Origin of the sequence: Methylophaga sulfidovorans, assembly GCF_900114205.1 — a bacterium.
Taxonomy (GTDB): domain Bacteria; phylum Pseudomonadota; class Gammaproteobacteria; order Nitrosococcales; family Methylophagaceae; genus Methylophaga; species Methylophaga sulfidovorans.
In genome coordinates this window covers 175,055-195,096 of record NZ_FOSH01000002.1, presented here as the reverse complement: position 1 = coordinate 195,096, position 20,042 = coordinate 175,055, and the positions used below count along the sequence as shown (strand labels likewise).

21 protein-coding genes and 1 other RNA gene are annotated in these 20,042 nt (G+C 42.6%); 9 read left to right on the top strand and 13 right to left on the bottom strand.

The features are described from left to right. Positions 1-41: 41 nt before the first annotated feature. Genes BM232_RS02265 through BM232_RS02255 form a run of 3 tightly spaced genes read right to left on the bottom strand, consistent with a single transcriptional unit; the run spans position 42 to position 2,669 of the window. Positions 42-1,001 carry a FecCD family ABC transporter permease gene (locus BM232_RS02265; RefSeq protein ID WP_091711569.1) on the bottom strand — a complete coding sequence of 320 codons (960 nt, stop codon included), beginning with the start codon at positions 999-1,001 and terminating at the stop codon, positions 42-44. After that, positions 998-1,771: an ABC transporter ATP-binding protein gene (locus tag BM232_RS02260; protein WP_091711568.1), complete on the bottom strand. Its 774-nt coding sequence runs from the start codon at positions 1,769-1,771 to the stop codon at positions 998-1,000. The genes BM232_RS02265 and BM232_RS02260 overlap by 4 nt, the downstream gene beginning before the upstream one ends. Further along, a complete protein-coding gene (locus tag BM232_RS02255; RefSeq protein ID WP_091711567.1) occupies positions 1,764-2,669 on the bottom strand; it encodes an ABC transporter substrate-binding protein in 906 nt (301 codons plus the stop codon). The genes BM232_RS02260 and BM232_RS02255 overlap by 8 nt, the downstream gene beginning before the upstream one ends. A gap of 59 nt (positions 2,670-2,728) precedes the next feature. Here BM232_RS02255 and BM232_RS02250 point away from each other — a divergent pair, with 59 nt between their 5' ends. Further along, positions 2,729-3,268, top strand: a complete 540-nt coding sequence (locus BM232_RS02250; RefSeq protein ID WP_091711566.1) for a hypoxanthine-guanine phosphoribosyltransferase — start codon at positions 2,729-2,731, stop codon at positions 3,266-3,268. Further along, positions 3,269-4,009, top strand: coding sequence for an S-methyl-5'-thioinosine phosphorylase (locus BM232_RS02245; protein ID WP_091711565.1), 741 nt, complete (start codon positions 3,269-3,271; stop codon positions 4,007-4,009). It begins immediately after the preceding gene. A gap of 2 nt (positions 4,010-4,011) precedes the next feature. On the opposite strand, the gene BM232_RS02240 is transcribed toward BM232_RS02245, so the two are convergent. Next, positions 4,012-4,647 carry a CsiV family protein gene (locus BM232_RS02240; RefSeq protein WP_091711564.1) on the bottom strand — a complete coding sequence of 212 codons (636 nt, stop codon included), beginning with the start codon at positions 4,645-4,647 and terminating at the stop codon, positions 4,012-4,014. 143 nt (positions 4,648-4,790) lie between these two features. On the opposite strand from BM232_RS02240, the gene BM232_RS02235 reads away from it, so the two are divergent. The 4 genes from BM232_RS02235 to BM232_RS02220 are packed head-to-tail and all read left to right on the top strand — an operon-like array spanning position 4,791 to position 7,930. Then, positions 4,791-5,714: an SPFH domain-containing protein gene (locus tag BM232_RS02235; RefSeq protein WP_091711563.1), complete on the top strand. Its 924-nt coding sequence runs from the start codon at positions 4,791-4,793 to the stop codon at positions 5,712-5,714. A gap of 2 nt (positions 5,715-5,716) precedes the next feature. Then, complete coding sequence (locus tag BM232_RS02230) at positions 5,717-6,157, top strand: NfeD family protein (protein ID WP_091711562.1); 441 nt, start codon at positions 5,717-5,719, stop codon at positions 6,155-6,157. Between the two features lies 1 nt (position 6,158). Beyond that, positions 6,159-6,761, top strand: a complete 603-nt coding sequence (locus BM232_RS02225) for a histidine phosphatase family protein (protein ID WP_091711561.1) — start codon at positions 6,159-6,161, stop codon at positions 6,759-6,761. Then, complete coding sequence (locus BM232_RS02220; protein WP_091711560.1) at positions 6,758-7,930, top strand: cupin domain-containing protein; 1,173 nt, start codon at positions 6,758-6,760, stop codon at positions 7,928-7,930. The genes BM232_RS02225 and BM232_RS02220 overlap by 4 nt, the downstream gene beginning before the upstream one ends. On the opposite strand, the gene BM232_RS02215 is transcribed toward BM232_RS02220, so the two are convergent. Continuing rightward, the gene (locus tag BM232_RS02215) at positions 7,927-8,442 is read right to left on the bottom strand and encodes a zinc ribbon-containing protein (RefSeq protein ID WP_091711559.1); all 516 of its coding nucleotides are present in this window, start codon (positions 8,440-8,442) and stop codon (positions 7,927-7,929) included. The genes BM232_RS02220 and BM232_RS02215 overlap by 4 nt on opposite strands. Positions 8,443-8,513: 71 nt before the next feature. On the opposite strand from BM232_RS02215, the gene BM232_RS02210 reads away from it, so the two are divergent. Further along, complete coding sequence (locus tag BM232_RS02210; RefSeq protein WP_091711558.1) at positions 8,514-9,017, top strand: disulfide bond formation protein B; 504 nt, start codon at positions 8,514-8,516, stop codon at positions 9,015-9,017. Between the two features lie 87 nt (positions 9,018-9,104). Here BM232_RS02210 and infA read toward each other — a convergent pair whose 3' ends face one another. From infA to ffs, 8 genes are all read right to left on the bottom strand, one after another. After that, a complete protein-coding gene (gene infA, locus BM232_RS02205; RefSeq protein ID WP_007145816.1) occupies positions 9,105-9,323 on the bottom strand; it encodes a translation initiation factor IF-1 in 219 nt (72 codons plus the stop codon). Between the two features lie 55 nt (positions 9,324-9,378). Then, positions 9,379-10,080 carry an arginyltransferase gene (locus BM232_RS02200; protein ID WP_091711557.1) on the bottom strand — a complete coding sequence of 234 codons (702 nt, stop codon included), beginning with the start codon at positions 10,078-10,080 and terminating at the stop codon, positions 9,379-9,381. Further along, complete coding sequence (gene aat, locus BM232_RS02195; protein ID WP_091711556.1) at positions 10,077-10,799, bottom strand: leucyl/phenylalanyl-tRNA--protein transferase; 723 nt, start codon at positions 10,797-10,799, stop codon at positions 10,077-10,079. Before aat ends, BM232_RS02200 begins: the two co-directional genes overlap by 4 nt. A 3-nt stretch (positions 10,800-10,802) precedes the next feature. Further along, positions 10,803-11,984 carry an EAL and HDOD domain-containing protein gene (locus BM232_RS02190; protein WP_091711555.1) on the bottom strand — a complete coding sequence of 394 codons (1,182 nt, stop codon included), beginning with the start codon at positions 11,982-11,984 and terminating at the stop codon, positions 10,803-10,805. Between the two features lie 32 nt (positions 11,985-12,016). After that, positions 12,017-12,616, bottom strand: a complete 600-nt coding sequence (gene recR, locus BM232_RS02185; RefSeq protein ID WP_091711554.1) for a recombination mediator RecR — start codon at positions 12,614-12,616, stop codon at positions 12,017-12,019. 9 nt (positions 12,617-12,625) lie between these two features. Next, on the bottom strand, positions 12,626-12,934 hold the full coding sequence (locus tag BM232_RS02180) for a YbaB/EbfC family nucleoid-associated protein (protein WP_091711553.1): 309 nt from the start codon (positions 12,932-12,934) through the stop codon (positions 12,626-12,628). Between the two features lie 16 nt (positions 12,935-12,950). Then, the gene (dnaX, locus tag BM232_RS02175; protein WP_091711552.1) at positions 12,951-14,780 is read right to left on the bottom strand and encodes a DNA polymerase III subunit gamma/tau; all 1,830 of its coding nucleotides are present in this window, start codon (positions 14,778-14,780) and stop codon (positions 12,951-12,953) included. Positions 14,781-14,823: 43 nt separating this feature from the next. Further along, positions 14,824-14,920: signal recognition particle sRNA small type (gene ffs / locus BM232_RS02170), an RNA gene on the bottom strand. Between the two features lie 278 nt (positions 14,921-15,198). On the opposite strand from ffs, the gene BM232_RS02165 reads away from it, so the two are divergent. Further along, the gene (locus BM232_RS02165) at positions 15,199-18,537 is read left to right on the top strand and encodes an EAL domain-containing protein (protein ID WP_091711551.1); all 3,339 of its coding nucleotides are present in this window, start codon (positions 15,199-15,201) and stop codon (positions 18,535-18,537) included. 151 nt (positions 18,538-18,688) lie between these two features. Next, positions 18,689-19,999, top strand: a complete 1,311-nt coding sequence (locus BM232_RS02160) for a tyrosine-type recombinase/integrase (protein ID WP_091711550.1) — start codon at positions 18,689-18,691, stop codon at positions 19,997-19,999. Positions 20,000-20,042 lie beyond the last annotated feature (43 nt).

Sequence of the window (20,042 nt, the reverse complement as noted above, 5' to 3'; positions counted from 1 at the left end):
GTTGTCCTCTGAAATCTTGGCAGAGAGTAGCAGATCCTGAATTAACCTTGTCGACGTTTAATTAACAGCCACAGAAAAAAAGGGCCGCCAAGTAATGTGGTAATGATACCCACAGGGATTTCTGCGGGAGCAATGAGCAGTCTGGCAATACCATCACAGAGAATTAAAAAGCCTCCGCCGAACATAATAGTTGCCGGTGTCAGCCAACGATGATCTGTACCTATTAGCAACCGGCAGATATGTGGCACCATCATGCCAATAAAGCCTATCGGCCCACATAAGGCGACAATGCCACCCACGCATAATGAGGTGGAGAAAAATAACAGATAACGTACCTGCTTTACCGATACACCACGACTTAAAGCAATATCATCACCTGCCATTAACAGGTTCAACTCACGACTCAGCCATAAAATGATAGCCGTACTGATTGTCACAATCGGAATAAGCTGTAATAGCGAGTGATAACTGGCTGAACTTAATCCTCCCATCAGCCAACGCATGATCATAAATGAATCGGTCATATCGCTGAGGTATTGAATAAACAAAATCAGACTGGAGAAAAAGAAACTAGTGGCGACACCCGTGAGCAGCAGGGTTTCACTGGAAAAGCCGCGTTGTAACTGGCTGATAAAAAACACAAAGGTAATGGCGACCAGGGCACCGATAAAAGCGCCTATCGTAATAATGTCAAAGCCAAGTAAGGTGACGTTTAATCCTGCAAACACCATACAAGCTGCGCCAAAAGAGGCACCACTGGCGACACCGAGTGTAAAAGGTGTGGCTAATGGATTATGAAACATAGCCTGAAACACCATGCCACAGAGCGATAAGCCGGCACCAGCGACAAAGGCAAACATCACACGTGGCAGGCGGATATCCAGCAGAATCTGTTGTTTAACGATTTCATTAGCAATATCGCTGAGTCCTATCCAAGGGGCGGAAAAAGCAATAATAAAACTGAGTAAGGTAATCAATATCAGTTTATGTGACGACGTCATGGTGTTTCCGCCAATGCAAATAGGCGCTGATTAGTCGGATGCACAACAAAGGTAAAGTCTTGTTGGTAAAGTTGCTTCAGCCGTTGTTTATCGAGTAAGTCCGGCCCATTACCTTGCCACAACACCTGACCATCGCGTAATGCCAATACCTGTTTATCAGGATGTGCTGCGTGATTAATATCATGACTGACTTCAATCACAGTCATTTGATGCGTTTTATTGAGCTGATTAATAAGTTGATGGATTTCTACTTGATGGTGAGGATCAAGATAGCTGGTGGGTTCATCCAATAAGATTAGTGGTGTTTGTTGGCTTAAGGCGGCAGCAATCATCACTCGCTGACATTCTCCACCACTCAAGGTTTTCATTAAACGTGTGCGAAACGATTGAGTATCGGTAATGGTGAGTGCTTCTTCGATCGCCTGCTGATCCTGATTGGACCATTCTGATAGTGGCGAGTGATAGCTGTAACGAGACATCTTCAAAAATTCTTCAACGCTGAAAGGTAATTCCCGACCACTGTTTTGAGGCACATAACTCATTAATTGTGCTCGTTCACGTTGTTTATATTGATTGATGTGGCGCTGATTTAAGCTAATTTGCCCTGAGTGAATAGGCAAAATGCCCATAAGTGTTTTCAGTAAAGTGCTTTTGCCCGAACCATTTGGACCGACGACCACCCAGTAATTACCGTCATCGACATGGAAATCAATCCCGCTCAGCAGCGTTTTATCCTGAATCTTTACAGAGAGTTTGTTGACTTCAATCATTCTTCTGCCAGTCCAGATTGGGATGAAGTAATTGCGCCATTTCGGGTAAGAGCTTAAAAATACGTGGGCCAGGAATGCTCGCATAATCATGTTCGATGATATAAATCCGCTGCTGTTTTACCGCATTGACGCTGCGCAGGGTTTGCCACTGCTTGATGACCTGTTTCATATCAGATTGATGATCTTTTTGTTCTGGAAAAACGTCAATAATGGCATCCGGATTCATGCGAATAATACCTTCTGCAGAGACCGAAGGGACTTTAACAGTGGTATCTGTGTAGACATTGACGCCGCCGGCAAGCTCAAGTAATTCATTATAAAAGTCATGTTGCCCGGCAATATACACCGTATCGAGTTGATCGCTGTTCACATAATGAGCAATACCCACCAAGGTTCTGACAGGCGCAATGTCATGGACTTTGCTGCGTACATAGTCAATTTGATCCTGGATGTTATTAAGTAATTTAGTCGCTTGCTTTTGTTTGCCAGTCAGATTGGCGATGGTTTTAATTGTTTCTTTAATATCAGCAATAGTGGAGTTATCAAGTACTAAGGTTTTTATACCTAATTGTTGTAGCTGTTGTTGTCGTTGCTGCTGACCGTTTAACATAATAACCAAGTCTGGTTGTAGACGGGTAATGGCTTCGAGGCTGGTGTTGGTGTAACTTCCAACACTTGGTAAAGCTTGAGCTTGTGGCGGATAGTCACAATAATCGGTGACCGCGACAACGCGAGCTCCCAGGCCTAATGCAAACACGGTTTCTGTCAGGCTTGGCGATAAGGTAATGATCCGCTGGTAGCTTTTTGTTGTAGATAAAGGCTTTTGCACATTATCTGCCAATAGCCAGACGATGCAAAAAATCAGTATAAACACGATTAAGGGCCATAAACGGCGCATAAATTATCCTGAGCACAAATGGGGCATTATACGGCCTGAATTACAATAGAGAGTATGCAATGACAGAGTATGAGGAACTGCTATCCAAGTCGGATATGCTTTTTGATATGAATCAAATTAATGCCGCACTGGATAAACTGGCAGAACAATTACGTCAGGATTATGCCGACAAGTTACCGCTTATGCTGTGTGTGATGAATGGTTCGGTTATCACGGCAGGTCATTTATTACCTCGTCTGAACTTCAAGCTAGAACAGGATTATATTCACGCCACACGATATGGCGATAAAACAGTGGGCGGAGAGATTAGCTGGCAGGCGAAGCCGGTTACTGCTTTGCAGGGGCGACATGTGTTGTTGATTGAAGATATTTTTGATGAAGGTGTAACACTGGCGGCATTAAGAGAATATTGTGTCAGTGAAGGGGCGGCCTCGGTGAAATGTGTGTGTTTATTTGATAAAGACCATACCAATAAAATCGGCATCATTCCCGAATACATTGGGCTAACAGTGCCCAACCGTTATGTTTTTGGCTTTGGTATGGATATGGGTGGTTTCTGGCGTAATCTGCCCGCGGTATATGCTCTGAAGGAGTCGTAAATGCGTTTATTAGGCATCATTGGTGGAAGTGGTCTGACCCAGTACCCAGGGCTGGACATAACAGAACAAAAACATGTTGAAACGCCCTATGGTGAACCTTCAGCAGCGATAAAAATAGGCACTTTAAACGGTAAAAAAGTCGTTTTTTTACCCCGTCATGGTGATAGACATAGTATTCCGCCACATCGCATTAATTACCGAGCGAATATCCATGCATTGAAAGCCATAGGTGTCACCGATATTTTGGCTGTCGCTGCGGTAGGCGGTATTACCGATAAGTTTACCCCAGGTGTGCTGTCAGTGCCCGATCAGATAATTGATTACACGCATAGCCGTGAGCAAAGTTTTTTCAGTGAACAGTTCCGCGCTGATAACCATATTGATTTTACCTGGCCCTATGATGATGAGCTACGTGAAACCTTATTGAAAGCCGCAGCAGATGCAGGTCTGTCTGCACTGGATGGTGCGACTTATGCTGCAGTTCAGGGGCCGAGACTGGAAACAGCGGCGGAAATTCGTCGTTTAGCAAGAGATGGTTGTGATTTAGTTGGAATGACGGGAATGCCGGAAGCCTGTCTGGCCAGAGAAGCTGAACTTCCTTATGCCACACTGGCAGTAGTGGCTAACTGGGCAGCAGGCATTACAAATAACGTTTTGACAATGGATGAAATTCAACAAACCCTGGCTGAGGGTATTGATGATGTGAAAACCATTATTGCCAATGTGATTAAGCAGCTATAAGGCTAGTTTTCAGACAGTGAATACGTTTCCGGTGTTTTTGATACTGCTGAAGCCGGTGTCGCAACCGGAACAATCTCCAGAATTGCTGCCAGACGTGGGTGATCGAAGTAAATTAAGTTTTTACTACGAATACGACGAATTTGATCCAGATGTGGATTATTGGGATAAGTCTGGGAGTCAGCCGCTGTGTCTGAATTGCTTACAGGCAGATTACCGTTTTCTTTAAACCAGACATCAATATCAGCATGCAGATAATTAACCCGGTAAAGTTTGATACGACCTTCAACCAGACCATTACTTGAATTAATTTGAATGCTTCTTGCGCTACCTTTACTCAGAATCGGTTGTTGCCATGCCTGATGATAAAGTACGCGATAATTGGACGCATTATTGAGACGTGATACCACACCCGATAATAAGCCTGTGCCAGCGGGTTTAATGAGGTTGTTGTTGGCACTTGGGCTTAAACTGCCATTATTAATAGAGCGCATTTCAGGCCAATGTTCGGCATTTGCACCACTGTATCTTTCGAAAACAACTAATTCCGCCTTATACCACTGTTGAGCTGCTGCATTTGTGCTTATCACTGAAAGCAGGAAGAGGATAAACAGTGAAATAAACTGACGTTGTGTTTTCATAATGACTCTATTCGGGAAGTATTTCTATGTATTGTCCACTGAATAAAACCTATTATTCAAGTGATAAACAATTCGCGGTGACAATACTGCTATTATTTAAACGGTATGTTTAATCAACGTCGATGAGCAAAGAGGGTGAAATAATGGATGGATTTTCGAGTTTTGTATTAATTATTGTTGTACTCATGGTGGTTATCATCATGATGGGCGTCAAGGCAGTTCAACAGGGACGCGAATATACCGTTGAACGTTTTGGTCGTTATACAAGAACATTGTCACCTGGTTTACATTTGATTGTCCCTGTTATTGACAGAATCGGTGCCAAGATAAATATGATGGAGCAGGTTCTGGATGTGCCTTCTCAGGAAATTATCACTAAGGATAACGCAACCGTGCGCGTTGATGGTGTGGTCTTCTTTCAGGTTATCGAAGCGGCTAAGGCTGCCTATGAAGTCAGTGGTTTAGATAATGCCATCTTGAATTTAACGATGACGAATATTCGTACTGTTATGGGGTCAATGGATCTGGATGAGTTGTTATCTAAACGTGACGATATTAATGCACGCTTACTGAATGTTGTTGATGATGCGACAACGCCATGGGGTGTGAAAGTCACGCGGATTGAAATCAAAGATTTGGAACCGGATCAGGGACTGGTTGAGGCGATGAGTCGCCAGTTAAAAGCGGACAGAACTAAACGTGCGTCTATTCTGGAAGCAGAAGGTCACCGTCAATCTGAAATTTTACGAGCTGAAGGTGAAAAGCAGGCTGCCGTATTAGAAGCGGAAGGTCGTCTTGAAGCGGCTATGCGTGATGCTGAGGCACGTGAACGCTTAGCAGAAGCTGAAGCCAAAGCCACCATGATGGTGTCAGAAGCCATTGCGAAAGGTGATGTACAAGCTATCAATTACTTCGTTGCACAAAAATACGTAGAAGCATTAAAAGATATGGCCTCAGCCGATAATCATAAAGTTATTATGATGCCACTTGAAGCCAGCAATGTGATTGGATCCGTTGCCGGTATCGCTGAACTGGCCAAAGAAGCGTTCAATAAAAAAGGAGCGTAATCATGCCCTTTATTGTTGATTTTTGGCATTGGTGGGTATTAGGTGTTGGCCTAATTATTATCGAAATATTATTGCCGACTTTTTTTGCTCTCTGGATGGGCATTGCTGCCTTTATCACGGGACTGTTCCTATTTATTTTCCCAGACTTATCGTGGCAATATCAGTTATTAATTTTTGCATTACTCTCCATCGTCAGCATTGTTGTCTGGCGGCAGTATTATCGCGATCATCCTTTACGTAGTGATCAACCTAATTTGAATAAGCGTGGTGAGCAATATATTGGTCGTATCATTACCTTACAGACACCGATAGTCGACGGCGTAGGTAAAATCAAATTGGATGATTCCACATGGAAGATACAAGGCGTTGATTCTCCTGCAGGCAAAAAAGTCAGGATTGTGGCTTTAAATAATGTGGTGTTCACGGTGGAGTCTATAGACTGAAATGTCTGTGACCACTATTGATTTATTACGTCATGGCGAGACGGAAGGTGAGAGCGTTTATCGTGGTCAGCAGGATTATTCGCTGACTCAGTTAGGACGTAAGCAGATGCATGCGCATTTGGACAATGATTTGCCATGGCAGCAGATTATTACCTCACCTTTAAATCGCTGTGCCAGCTTTGCTGAAGAGCTGAGTCGTGATACCGGGCTTCCTCTGGCCTATGCCCCTGGGTTTATAGAAATGGGGTTTGGTGAATGGGAAGGCAAAACCGCTGATGAAATACAGAAGATGGATCAGCAACGGTTCTTTGCTTTTTATGAGGATCCGATACGTAATACGCCACCAAAAGCTGAGTCGTTAATCGTATTTCAACAACGTTGCATTACTACCTGGCAAGAAATGCTGCAACAATATCAGCAACGCCATATCTTGCTGGTGACGCATGCTGGTGTCATTCGATTATTGTTGGCAAATATTCTATCCATGCCACTTGAAGCTGTATTTCACATTGATGTGCCTTATGCATGTCTAAGTAGAATAGAAGTTTATCGTGATGGTAAAAATGAATTTGCAAGATTGTTATTCCATGCAGGGCAGCTATGAGTGAGTTTTTTAATACCGGATTATCAGAACAGGATTTTTTAGATCAATACTGGCAAAAAAAGCCATTACTGATCAGACAGGCCTTTTCTGACTTTCAATCTCCGATTACAGCAGATGAACTCGCCGATTTTGCTTGTCAGGAGGATGTAGAGTCGCGTCTTATTGAAGAACATGCCAAATCAGGTCCCTGGAAGTGTCGACATGGACCTTTTTCGGAAGATGATTTCTCCAAACTACCCGAGTCACATTGGACACTGTTGGTTCAGGATATGGATAAGCATGAACCTGCATTAGCTGAAATAACCCGACAGTTTAGTTTTATTCCTGAATGGCGACGCGATGACTTAATGATTAGTTATGCGCCAGTAGGAGGGAGTGTAGGTCCGCATACTGATGGTTACGATGTGTTTTTATTACAGGCAAAAGGAATACGCCATTGGCAAATAGGCTCTGAGCCTCTATTAGAAACTGATTTAATTGATGGCTTGGATCTGAAGATTCTATCTGAATTTACTGCGGATGAAAGCTGGGAGCTAGAGCCGGGTGACATGCTTTATTTACCGCCACATTATGCACATCATGGTGTAGCCATGAATGACTGTATGACCTTTTCTATTGGTTTCAGGGCGCCTACGCAAACAGAAGTGTTGGATGCCTATTTACACGAGCTTGCGGAATCTGCCATTGGTGAGAGACATTATAGTGATCCAGACTTGCGTATCAATAGCAGCGAAACCGAGATTGATAAGACGGCTATTGCCCGTTTTAAACAAAGTCTGATCGATACCATTAATCACTCTGATTCAATTATACAGTCTGCATTTGGGCGACTAGTCACACAGACCAAACCCTCTCTTGAATGGTTGGCTGATGAATATTTAACTGAGGACAATGAACGCTCAATTGCAGCCCAGTTCAAAGCAGGTGCAACGTTACAGCGAAACCCATACATACGTCTGGCCTGGATTGACGCTACGCAAAATATACTCATCTTTGTCGCAGGAGAAAGTCTGGCTGTTGCTCCTTCGTACAAGACAATTGTGGATGTATTAACCGGAAGTTCAGCAATCAAAGATGAGCAATGGAAATTACTGCAGCAGCATGAAGAAGCAGAGCTGGTGCTTAGTTTTCTTATTGAACATGGTGCATGGTACTGGTTAACCCATTAAACCAGTTTTTTCCTGTTAAACGTGGTTTTGTGACATTTCGGACAGGGTGGGATGCGACTTGTTTTCTTAAAGTGCAATTCACCGCCACACGATTCACAATACAAGGTACCAATGCCAGTAATTTCTCCTGTGTGGTATTGCTGTGATTTTTCAGCTTGTTGAGCGAGTTGTTCTAATTCCAAGCGTGTTTTATCAGCCACAGTAGCAAATAATTCAAGCATACGGTCTTCAACAAGTTGTAAGTCAAAGGTCAGCCAGCTTGAAAATGTTTTGCCTGATGATTCGAGATACTCAGCCGCATCATGTAAGTCACGACGGAGATAAGCAGCCACTTTTTCTGCTTCATCATGTGTTAATTCTTTTAATTCGATGGCCTGCTGTTTGGCTTTGTCGAGATTACGTTGAAGTGTTGGAAGCGCCTGCTGCTCTGCATCATCCAGAAAGTCATTCAGACGTTCCATCATTTTGTCGTAGGCGGCAGTAAATTTTTTTTCGAAATTTTCGTCATTCATTTCCATACTCCTTTTATCCTTGCGTTTTTTAGGTTAACTTAGCACAGATTAAATGACTTAAGGAGTCTGTTTTGAATTCATTTCGTGGCGTCTTCCTCGTTGGCTTTCTAGCCTGTTTGAGTATGTTGCTTATTGCTGGTTATTTCCAGTTTATCGAGCATTTAGAACCCTGTCCTTTATGTATATTGCAACGGGTCATGGTTTTGGTTGCTGGTGTGTTCTTTTTAATTGGCGCCATTCATAACCCCGTCACTTCAGGACGACGGGTATACGGGTTTTTGGTTTTCTTTGCTGCTGGGATCGGCGCTGCGATATCGGCACGACACGTATGGATACAGAATCTCCCTGAAGATCAGGTGCCGAGCTGCGGCCCTGGTTTGAATTTTATCCTGGAAAATTTTCCATTGAGTCAAGCTGTTGATATGGTGCTAAGAGGGTCTGGAGAGTGTGCTGATGTGTTGTGGACATTCCTCAATCTAAGCATTCCAGCATGGACTTTCATTGCTTTTATCGTGATGTGTCTGATGGGGTTAAAGCTGCTGTTTGGTCATCATAAACATCCTGACTTCATCTGAATTAATTTAATTCAGATGAAAATCATGGAGAGTTCAGAGTTTATTATTTCGTCGCTGCGCCACGTGATGTGGCTTATGAAAAAGACTCTAGCGAGCGCGGTAGACGATGCGACCTTTAGTTAAGTCGTAAGGTGTCAGCTGGACAGTGACTTTGTCACCAGTAAGAATACGAATATAGTTTTTACGCATTTTTCCTGAAATATGCGCTGTTACCACATGACCGTTTTCCAGTTCGACACGGAAAGTGGTGTTAGGCATGGTATCAATTACTGTGCCTTCAAACTCAATATGTTCTTCTTTTGCCATAAACTCTAATGTTCTTGAATTAAAAAGACCATTTTGCCGTAAAATCACTGATTATTCAAAGTTTTTTATCTAATGTCTTCCAATCAGTGTAATAACCTTCCAATCCTGAAAAGTTTGTTTTATATGACATTTTAGGGCTTTCGGCAATCCAGTAGCCAAGATAAAGCCATGAAAGATCATAGTTTTTTGCTAATTCAATTTGTTTAAGAATGGCAAATGTACCTAAACTTCGTTTGGCAAGTTCAGGGTCAAAAAAAGTGTAAAAAGCAGAAGCACCATCAGCAACAAAATCTGTTACGGCTACACCAATCAGCCTGTCTTCCAGCCAAAATTCAAGAAAAGCACTATCGCACCAGCTACTGGTGAGAAAGTTCGTATAGCTAGATGGGGTGGGGTTATCCATGCCACCACCAGAATGGCGACCTGCAATATAACGTTCATATAAGTCAAAGTGCAGTGAATTAAATTCAGCTGGGTGCAGTTTTGTTTGAACGTCTTGATTTCGTTTCAAACAGCGTTTTTGGCTTCTGTTAGGTTTAAATTGTTTTAAATTAATGCGAACAGGGACACAGGAATCGCATTCCGCGCAGAAAGGACGATAGATATGATCACCACTTCTCCTGAAACCATGTTGAATAAGATGGCTATAAAGATGTTTACTCGCCGGCTTATTGGGATCCGGGTACAGGTTTCGTGCTTGTCTACCGCTTAAATACGAACAAGTATGTGGCTGATCTTGGTAAAAATTTAAGCTCATAGTGAGTAAGGTAAATCAGTATCTAGCTGCCAAGAACGCGGCGTTACTTTTTCAGCACAAAGCTTTTCCAGCTGTTGTATAAATTCGCTTCGTGGCATTTCTTCTGCCCCCATGCGGGACAGGTGATCGGAATAAATCTGGCAATCAATCATCGGCATACCCCAACGTTGTAACTGCTGACATAATGCTATCAGAGCTACTTTTGAGCTGTCAGGCACAAAACTAAACATAGATTCACCAAAAAATGCTTTGCCTATGGAAACGCCATACAGTCCACCAACGAGTTTATCATTTTGCCAGCATTCAATACTATGAGCATACCCCTGATGATGTAAATCTGTATAAGCATCGATCATATTACTGTGTATCCAGGTTCGATTATCTGGATCCGTTGGTTGATTATGGCGGGGTTCTGAACAGGCTTTCATCACTTGTTCAAAAGCATGGTCTATCGTCACCGTCAAATGACCTTTACGGATGACTTTATTCAAACTTTTACTTATATGAACTTTATCGGTGAAAAGAACCATGCGTGGGTCCGGACACCACCATAAAATCGGATCGTTTTTATTAAACCATGGAAAAATACCGCGTTCATAAGCCTTTAATAACCGTGTCGCTGATAGATCTCCTCCCGCAGCTAATAAGCCGTGTTCTGTTGCTTTTTCTACAGGTGGGAAAATACTTTCAGGGCTGGCGGCCAACCATGTGATAGACATAACTTAATCTTGTAATTGGATAGTGAGTTGTTTTGCCCATTGAATAGATTCTAAATAGGTTCTGACTAATATTTCTTTAGGAATGGGAGACGATGATATTGTTTCCCAGTCAGCTTGTTCATAATTCAGTGTATCAGCTAATGCTCTTCCTGCCGGGCCTTGTTTGTCAATCAGTGCGGTTTTCAGTTCCGCAGTCAGTGGTAGGGATTCAATAATATCGGCAAGTGAATTATCTAACATCGCATCAAGTACAGATAAAAGACCAACGGTGAAAAACATATCGGAGTGGCCTTTGTAATACTTGGCAAGCAGTTCACACATTCTGCCACGAAACATGGCGACATTGCGTAACTCATTTGGTTTATCATCCATACCTGACAGACATAATAAACTTGCCCAGGTTTTGATTTTGTTTAAGCCCAGCATGAGTATTGCTTGCTTGGTACTCTCCACTTTTTTCGGCAGCCCAAAAAAGGCCGAATTGATCAAACGCAGCAATTTATAGCTCAGGCTAATATCCTGATTGATAATGTCCGTTAAATCTTCAGTTTCTACATCCTCTTCCTGTAGCCTGACTAATAAAGACATTAAGGTCTGGGTAGAAGGGTGTAATGGCTGTTTGGCATTCTGGTCTGGTTTAGTGAAAAAAATACCCTCCAGCAAATCAAGTCGATGCATCTTACACTGATGATACTGCTCTGCATCGTTAACATTAATAGCGCAGAGAATCTCATGATGTTGTCGCCACGAACGTATATCACTGTCGTTGAGTTGCTGGAGATTTTCTAGTGCAAGATCGATCAACAAGGTCTGATGATCATGACCATTTGCTGATACATTTACGCGTCTAGCAAATTTAATAGCACCGTTATGGTGGGAAGGTAGTACATCACCATCAAGCGTTAATGATGCACTTATTTTAGGAAGAGCAAGTAATGCCTGCTGCCATGAGTTTGGAATGGAGAGAAGCGCGTTAGGATTGTGATTGATGCCTAAAATGATCTCGGGCAGGTGTTGGACAAAGTCAGGAACTGCACTGTCATCATTTAACTTCTCGCCATTCAGATCGAAAAAGCTAATATGATAGCCTGCAACATCCAGTTCATCATTGATGAATAAGGGCTGACGATGAATTAAACCCGAGAAGGTTTTTAATTGTTCTAATGCGACTACATCCTGCGCCATAAGCAAATGCTCTCTCTAAGCTAGCCATCACCTCAAAGCGACTCCCTACCGGAGAATGCGTGAGAAAGGGTGCTGCTGTCAATAAATTCCAGCTCACCCCCCAATGGAATTCCATGAGCGAGTCGACTGACTTTGATATTGCGGGCTCGGGCGAGTTCACCAATGAAGTGAGCTGTTGCTTCACCTTCAACGGTGGGATTGGTGGCTAAAATAACTTCTTCTATTATATTTTTGTCCAGCCAATCAATGAGCTTTGGAATACCTAAAGCATCGGGACCAATGCCATCCAGCGGTGATAAATGTCCCGATAATACAAAGTATTGTCCCTGGTATTGAGTCGCTTGTTCAATGGCCAATACATCACTCGGCATTTCAACAATACACAATACATCCTGTTGTCGTCTGTGATCATCACAACGTGAGCAGAGCTCTGTTTCAGACAGAATTCTACAGCGTTTGCAATGTTTAACATTGTCTAGTGCATGAGATAAAGCTTGAACCAGGCGCTGACCACCGTCGCGATTGCGTTCAAGCAGATGAAAGGTCATCCGCTGTGCTGATTTCGGACCAACGCCAGGCAAGCAGCGTAGAGCGCTGATAAGTTCATCAATACTAGGGCCGAGCTTTGCCATATTATCGTACTAAAATGGCATTTTCATGCCAGGCGGCAACATGCCTGACATACGTTCTTGTGTAGTTTGTTCTACCTGACGATTTGCATCATTGACGGCGGCTGCAATTAAGTCTTCCAGCATTTCTTTGTCGTCTTCAAATAACGCATCTTCAATCTGCACACGCTTGATATCATGTTTTCCCGTCATGGTGACTTTTATCATGCCACCACCGGCTTGGCCGATAACTTCAACCGATGCTAATTCTTTTTGTGCTTTTTCCATATTGGCCTGCATTTGCTGGGCCTGTTTCATCAGATTGCCTAATCCACCTTTCATGGAATGTCCTCTTTGATTAATCGATGGGTTTTATTGTGCTTTCTATTATACGAGCATTAAATGTATTTTTTATCAACTCAATAGTGGGGTCATTCTGAATAGATTCAATAGCCTGTTGTTGTTTGAAAGCTAGTTGTTCGGCTCTTTCTACAGCAACGGTAGGGCCTGACTGCGCACTATCTGTATTATGATTAAATACGACACTGACATCCTGATCGAGTTTCTTTTGTAATGCCTGTTCAAGGCGTTCTTTAGATTTGGCTGTCGCTAAGTGAGCAAGCTCTGATGACAGTGCAAGTTGCAGTGTTCTTTGTTCGCAGCGAATAAAAGCACTGTTTTCGGCTAATTGTCGGGTTAAAGCTGATAGTTTCAGCTCTGAAATAATTTGTGTCCAATTTGCCGGTGATAAGTCAACACTGATTAAAGTGTCTTCATTAACCTCTGGTATAGGTTCATCAACTTCAGTAGCCGTTAATTCTTCTGTAGGTGCTTGAGTATTCGATATCGGATTGATGGCAGCAGCTTGTTGTTCTTTTGCTGCGGAAGCAAGTTGTGTATCTGAAGCTGACAGAGTTTCAGTAATTGTAGTATTTGTGTCTGATAAAGTTTGTTCAGTGCTAACGACAGATGACGTTGCCGGTCTTTCAATGTTTTTACTGTCAGTGTTGCTGACATTGTTCGCTGTTACCGGCGGTACATCAACGGCCGGTTTACGGAGTGTGTCAGACTTTTTTATTGGAAGACTCTCTGTACCACCATCACCGCCTCGAGGTTGAAAACTTAACATGCGTAGTAGCGTCATCTCAAAGCCACTTTTAGGATCTGCAGCCCAAGGCAGATCCCGTTTTCCATGAAGCGCAATTTGATAAAGTAATTGCACTGTTTCAGCATCAAAGGTGTTAGCTAATTCCTTTAGGTTTGTTGACTCATATTCTTCAGCGGCTAAATCCGGGATGAGTTGATGTGTCGCGATTTTTTGCAAACCATCGAGGATAGCATTCAAAATGACTTCAAAGTCGCGACCAAGTGCTGCAAGCTCGGCTGATTGCTGCAACAGACCTTTTGCATCTTGTTGTTGCAGAGCGCTCAATAATTGATTGATCTGATCTTGATCAATGCTTCCGAGCATTTGAAAAACAACATCGCTGGTGACATTTCCTGCACCAAAAGCAATAGCCTGATCTAATAGACTGAGTGCGTCGCGCATGCTGCCATCAGCTGCACGGGCGAGTTGTATCAGCGCAGTCTGTTCAAATGCGAGCTGTTCTTCACCTAAAATATACGATAGATGCTCACTAATCTGAGTAAGGTCTAAACGTCTTAAGTTAAATTGTAAGCAACGCGACAGAATTGTTACTGGTAACTTCTGTGGATCGGTGGTCGCAAATAGAAATTTAACATGGGGAGGTGGTTCTTCCAGCGTTTTTAATAATGCATTGAAGCTGCTGGTTGAGAGCATATGGACTTCGTCGATGAGATAAACTTTATATCTGCCACGGCTGGGTGCATATTGCACATTATCGAGGAGTTCACGAGTGTCATCGACTTTCGTTCTGGAGGCGGCATCAACTTCGATTAAATCGACAAAGCGACCACTATCTACTTCCACACAGCTCTGACATTCACCGCAAGGTTGTGAACTGACACCTTGTTCACAATTGAGAGATTTGGCAAAGATCCTTGCCAGAGTAGTTTTACCTACGCCGCGTGTTCCGGAGAAAAGAAAGGCATGATGTAGTCGGTTTTGATCAAGGCCGTTGATTAAAGCACGCAATACATGCTGTTGCCCAACCACTTGCTCAAATGTTTTAGGTCGCCACTTACGGGCTAAAACCAGATAACTCATCGGTTATTAGACACCCGGTTAACTTAATATTTAGGGTGGCGACCCGCACCAGCCGAATCTCGGCGCCCGAGTCCGAAGGCTCCGCTGCTCCCTTCCGGGCCTGACGGGGTAACCAACATATCGTCGCGAGGAGACCAATGCAGGCCACCATAGAACGACACATTCTATGTGTTTGTTATTGTTTTTTCCATCCCATTTTGCTTTTATAACAGCATCACCACCACAAACAAGCAGTTAGCGTATTCAAAAGAATTAATCGGGTATTGATAAGCTTGCTGATATGCGCCAGCTAAAATGGAAGTGATTATTAAATTTAAGTTTATGAAACAAGGCTGATGGTCGATAAATAATGATATTGAAATAGTGACTATAGCTATCAGCATGGATCATTTTTCACTGTGACTGAATCATAAAAATAATGAAAAAGACATTTCTTACCGCTACTTTTATTAACTGGGTTATTACACTGGCTTATCTGGTTACAGGCTGGGTGAGTATCCAATTAGCGACATTTGAACATTTTTCAGCATTGGTTTTTTTCCCTGCTGGAATTGCATTGGCATGTTATCTGACATTCCATCCTATTTCTGTTCTACCTGGTCTTTTTCTTGGAGCTTTATTATTAGGGGTGACAGTACTCACAGATCTGAACCTCGACTTCTCTGAAGTGGTTGTTATTGCCTCTATTATTGCGTTATCAGTTTGTTTGCAAGTTATTGTTGGTAAGTATCTTTTTCGTAGATTTATTAAATATCCCATTACATTGAGTCGTGATAGGGATATTTTTCTATTCCTGATGCTGGTACCCGTTATCTGTCTGGTGGCAGCCAGCATCAGTCTCGGAGCGATTTATCTTGTCAACCCAGCAGAAATGGATTTTATCCGAGTCTGGTTGACCTGGTGGGTAGGAAATATTATTGGCATTTATGTCATGCTGCCCATGGTTCTATGTTTTATTGGACGCCCCCGAGCAGTATGGAAAACAAGGCGATGGTTTATAGGCATACTTGTTGTGCTTTCTATGATTATTATCAGTTCTATCGTGTGGAGTATTCGTCAGTTTGAAATTAATCGCCTCGCAGATCAGTTCAAAATAAGAACTCAGGAAGCATCTGAGCTGTTCAAAATTGCCTTAAAAACGCAGGAGTTGATACAGGATGGGGTATCACGTTTATTTGCCTCATCTGAAAAAGTCAAACGAGATGAGTTCAAGAGTTTCGTGAACTGGACCACTTATAATGATCAGCATATACAGGTTGTTGAGTGGTTGCCTCGAATAGAGCGTTCACAACGTAAAGCCTATGAAGAAGAACAAAAAAAATATTTTGGTGATGACTTTGTTATTACAGAAATTGTTTCACCGACAACACTTGGACCAGCAAAACAACGTGATGTTTATTATCCGATTACGTATCTTGAACCTGAACTAGATAATACGATATCAAGAGGCTTTGATCCATACTCATCCATTGTTTCAAGAAAAGTGATTGATCAAGCAATTGAAACTGGTCAGGCAGTGGCCAGAAGTCCCTTGAAAATGATACGCAAGCAAGGTCGAATCAATTCTCTGGTGATTTACCGACCTATTTATCAGACACCTTCCGGGAAGATGAGTCTTGAGAAAGAGGGAAATCATGTTATTGGTTTAGTGAATATGGTCATTCGGGTGGAAGAGTTTGTGGAAGATATTTTAAAGCAAGCAAAAAAGCCTGAATTCAAAATAAATTGGCTTGATGTTCAAAGTGGTGAGTATTTTTATCATCAAAACACTGAAATAAAATCGGATATCAAGCATTACGTCGATTTCGAATTGGCTGGACGTAAAATGCAATTGCAATTTTATCCAACCGCTCATTTTATTAATACTTATTCAACAAGTTTGGCACCATTGGCCTTGGTTTGTGGCTTTTTAATAACGACGTTATTTACCTTGTTATTTCTTAGCATGACTGGAAGAACATATCGAATTTCAACAGAAGTCACATTACGAACCCGTGAGTTATCACAAGCAACGGTGAGAGCTCAGGCATCAGAAAAGCGTATCAGGGATGTACTGAGAAAAATGCAGTTGACGGAACAACAGCTACGCCTTTCTGACGTGGCGTTTAATTCCACCAGTGAAGCCATGATGATTACTGACGCCAGTAAGTACATTATTGCAGTCAATCAGGCATTTATTGATATCACCGGATACAGTCAGGAAGAAGTGATGTATCAGTATCCTGACTTTTTAGTGACAGAAATTTCGCCATCTGAACCGATAAGGCTGACACATGAATTGTGGGATGTAATGCAGGATAAAGGTACCTGGAGAGGGGAAGTCATAACGGTAACAAAAACGGGCGTATCTCTTCCTTCGTATTTAGCCATATCAGCAATTTACGATACTGAACAAACACTGACTAATATGGTGGCTGTTTTCACCGATATGACTGATGTCAAAGAAGCTCATGCCAAGATAGAAAGACATGCTAACTATGACACACTGACCAATTTACCTAATCGGCGTTTATTTACTGACCGTTTACATCAGGCAATTAAGCGTTGTGAAAGGCAAAAAGAAAGAATCTGTCTGATGTTTCTTGATTTAGATCGCTTTAAGGATGTCAACGATACATTGGGGCATGAGTTTGGCGATGAACTGCTTCGACAAATGGCTAGAAGAATTTTAGGTTGTATTCGGGAGATGGATACGGTTGCCAGGCTTGGTGGTGATGAATTCACTATTATTTTATCTGAGTTTAATAACAAAGCGCATGCGATTACGGTTGCAAAAAGTCTGATTACTGAAATAGAAAAACCTGTAGTCATAAAAGGGCAATTTATACGCGTTTCAACCAGTATTGGGGTGACCTTTTTCCCTGATGATGCGACAGAACCCGGCATATTAATTCAGAACGCTGATAGAGCAATGTACGCCGCAAAAGAAATGGGAGGAAGTGCATTCAAATTTTACAATGCCGAGTTGGAATCGAGCTGGTTGGCCAGAACATTTATCATTAATGAATTAGAGTCTGCATTAGTTAGAGAAGAACTAGATGTTCATTATCAGCCCATTATTTCAATGGCTGAACATGAAAATTTATATGCCGAAGCTCTGGTGCGATGGAATCATCCGGAACGAGGTATGATTCCACCTTCAGATTTCCTGCCTCAAGCTGAACGGATGGGAATGATCGATAAGATTGACGATTACGTTTTCAAGCGAGTTTGTAGAGATCTTCAACGCTGGCAAAGCAAAGGGATTAACACACCTCATATTTCTATTAATCGTTCAGCACATAATTTTGGTGGGCAGCGTGGACGTCTGGATTGGCTCGCTTATTTAGCTGAACAATCGCTGTCAAGTGGACTTATTACATTGGAAATTACGGAAAGCACGCTAATGCAAAAACAGTCGGAAAGCCGGATGTTACTGCACCGCTTACGTGATGCCGACATAAAAATTGCCGTTGATGACTTTGGAACGGGGTATTCTTCACTCTCTTATCTGAAAGAAATGGATGTTGATTTTTTAAAAATTGATCGCTCATTTATCCATGATATTGAAGATAGTGAAGATGATCGGGCTATTGTTGAAGCCATTACGGATATGTCTAAACGTTTGGATATAAAAGTTATTGCTGAAGGCGTTGAAACAGCTGTTCAGGCTGATATTTTGAAAAATATAGGCTGTCACGGCCTACAAGGTTTTTACTATTCGAAACCTTTACCGGTGGCTGAGTTTGAAGTCTATATGTTTGGAATTGATAGGTGACAGATAGTAGTATCATTTAAATGGCGGAGAACGAGGGATTAGCAAGTTTTGTGCCCCTAACCCTTTGAAGCCGCAGTATAAAAGCTTTTCAGGGCTTTCGTTTGGTAACAAAACTGGTAACATTCGCTATTTTTTTATTGATGGTTTACGCATGGCTTTGGATAAGAAACACCTCCGCCAGCGGGGAAATGTTTGGTGGCTCCACTATCGAATTCCCGAAAGGCACAAACTTTTACCCGAGTGCATCAAGTACAAAGACATACTCCCGAAGAGCCTTGAAACGGACAGCCTCAGAGAGGCGAGAAGACGGCGGGATATTTTTCTTCATGGTTTGGAAGCCCAAGCGCAAGATCATTACAAGGCTTGGTTACCTGAAAGGGAAGAGCCTCAAGCACAGGAGCATTCACCACAGGTAGCGCCCAAGAATCCTCTCCTGATACCCCTGAAGTCCTCACACCCTAACATAGAGAATGTTAGAGCAATACTCATGAGAGGTTCAGCTACTCTGGGCGATAAACCGACTATCAAAAAGTTGAAGAGTATCGCTGAGCGTGAGCGTGAAGCTGTGTTTGCTCTGTTAGGTGCAAAGCGGCAAGCAGGGAAAAGCGTTAAGAATTTAACCAAAGCCGTTGTCCGTGAGAGCGAGGCGCGTGGGCTTGCGAAGAAAACTATCTCAAAGCTAGAACGTTCTTCGTCATGGTTGCTTGAAAGTTTGATGTTAACGGATATTGATATTGATCAGATTGAGTATGAACAGGTTAATGATTGCCTTATTGCTGAGCTTGAAGCTGGTGTGTCTGGTTCAACTTTAAATGGCCACCTGTGGGGACTCTCGAAGATGTGGAGCAGAGCCAAGCGGGCTAAGCTTGTCAGTGGCGATAACCCATTCACTGGCCATAAGATTAGCAAAAAAGGTAAGTCTTACGACCCATTCACAATGGAAGAGATACGCGATCTCTATCAACATGCAGACCCAGAGTTCAAAACACTTATTCATGCAGGAGCTACCACAGGGGCGCGGATAGGTGAGATGCTCAGAGCTGAAGTAAAGGTCTTGCATGATCAACCGTGCTGGCTTTTCAACTTCAAAGAAAAAGGGAAAACAGAACAATCAACACGGATAGTGCCACTTCATGAAAGCCTTGATCTGCCGGAGGGGTTCACATTTAAAATCCCTTACAGAACAGCATTGCGGACTATGCGGGAGCATGTGGACAAGGTGTTAGGCACTCGTCACCATGAGCTTACAGGGGAACCAAGGAAACTCTCATTTCATTCCTTCAGGTCAACCATAATTACTCAACTTCGTCGGATGAGGTACAGCGACAAGGCAATCGGTTCAATAACAGGGCACCTTGGAGAGGATAGCTCAAAGGGTGGATCACTGCCTGTATACGATCATGTTGAGGCACTTTCTTTTAAGAAGGAGCTGGTAGATCAAATAAAGTGGAGTCTGGAATAAGTCTGGTCTGTTTGTCATGGCCTGTTTATTTTTTTCATGCAAA

Bases quoted from the DNA above. Each gene is read 5' to 3' on its own strand.
- BM232_RS02230 (WP_091711562.1), top strand. From the start codon at position 5,717: ATGCCCTTTATTGTTGATTTTTGGCATTGGTGGGTATTAGGTGTTGGC.
- dnaX (WP_091711552.1), bottom strand. From the start codon at position 14,780: ATGAGTTATCTGGTTTTAGCCCGTAAGTGGCGACCTAAAACATTTGAG.
- BM232_RS02240 (WP_091711564.1), bottom strand. From the start codon at position 4,647: ATGAAAACACAACGTCAGTTTATTTCACTGTTTATCCTCTTCCTGCTT.
- BM232_RS02215 (WP_091711559.1), bottom strand. From the start codon at position 8,442: ATGAATGACGAAAATTTCGAAAAAAAATTTACTGCCGCCTACGACAAA.
- BM232_RS02225 (WP_091711561.1), top strand. From the start codon at position 6,159: ATGTCTGTGACCACTATTGATTTATTACGTCATGGCGAGACGGAAGGT.
- recR (WP_091711554.1), bottom strand. From the start codon at position 12,616: ATGGCAAAGCTCGGCCCTAGTATTGATGAACTTATCAGCGCTCTACGC.
- BM232_RS02235 (WP_091711563.1), top strand. From the start codon at position 4,791: ATGGATGGATTTTCGAGTTTTGTATTAATTATTGTTGTACTCATGGTG.
- BM232_RS02265 (WP_091711569.1), bottom strand. From the start codon at position 1,001: ATGACGTCGTCACATAAACTGATATTGATTACCTTACTCAGTTTTATT.
- infA (WP_007145816.1), bottom strand. From the start codon at position 9,323: ATGGCAAAAGAAGAACATATTGAGTTTGAAGGCACAGTAATTGATACC.
- BM232_RS02260 (WP_091711568.1), bottom strand. From the start codon at position 1,771: ATGATTGAAGTCAACAAACTCTCTGTAAAGATTCAGGATAAAACGCTG.
- BM232_RS02160 (WP_091711550.1), top strand. From the start codon at position 18,689: ATGGCTTTGGATAAGAAACACCTCCGCCAGCGGGGAAATGTTTGGTGG.
- BM232_RS02180 (WP_091711553.1), bottom strand. From the start codon at position 12,934: ATGAAAGGTGGATTAGGCAATCTGATGAAACAGGCCCAGCAAATGCAG.
- aat (WP_091711556.1), bottom strand. From the start codon at position 10,799: ATGTCTATCACATGGTTGGCCGCCAGCCCTGAAAGTATTTTCCCACCT.
- BM232_RS02200 (WP_091711557.1), bottom strand. From the start codon at position 10,080: ATGAGCTTAAATTTTTACCAAGATCAGCCACATACTTGTTCGTATTTA.
- BM232_RS02250 (WP_091711566.1), top strand. From the start codon at position 2,729: ATGACAGAGTATGAGGAACTGCTATCCAAGTCGGATATGCTTTTTGAT.
- BM232_RS02255 (WP_091711567.1), bottom strand. From the start codon at position 2,669: ATGCGCCGTTTATGGCCCTTAATCGTGTTTATACTGATTTTTTGCATC.
- BM232_RS02245 (WP_091711565.1), top strand. From the start codon at position 3,269: ATGCGTTTATTAGGCATCATTGGTGGAAGTGGTCTGACCCAGTACCCA.
- BM232_RS02165 (WP_091711551.1), top strand. From the start codon at position 15,199: ATGAAAAAGACATTTCTTACCGCTACTTTTATTAACTGGGTTATTACA.
- BM232_RS02190 (WP_091711555.1), bottom strand. From the start codon at position 11,984: ATGGCGCAGGATGTAGTCGCATTAGAACAATTAAAAACCTTCTCGGGT.
- BM232_RS02220 (WP_091711560.1), top strand. From the start codon at position 6,758: ATGAGTGAGTTTTTTAATACCGGATTATCAGAACAGGATTTTTTAGAT.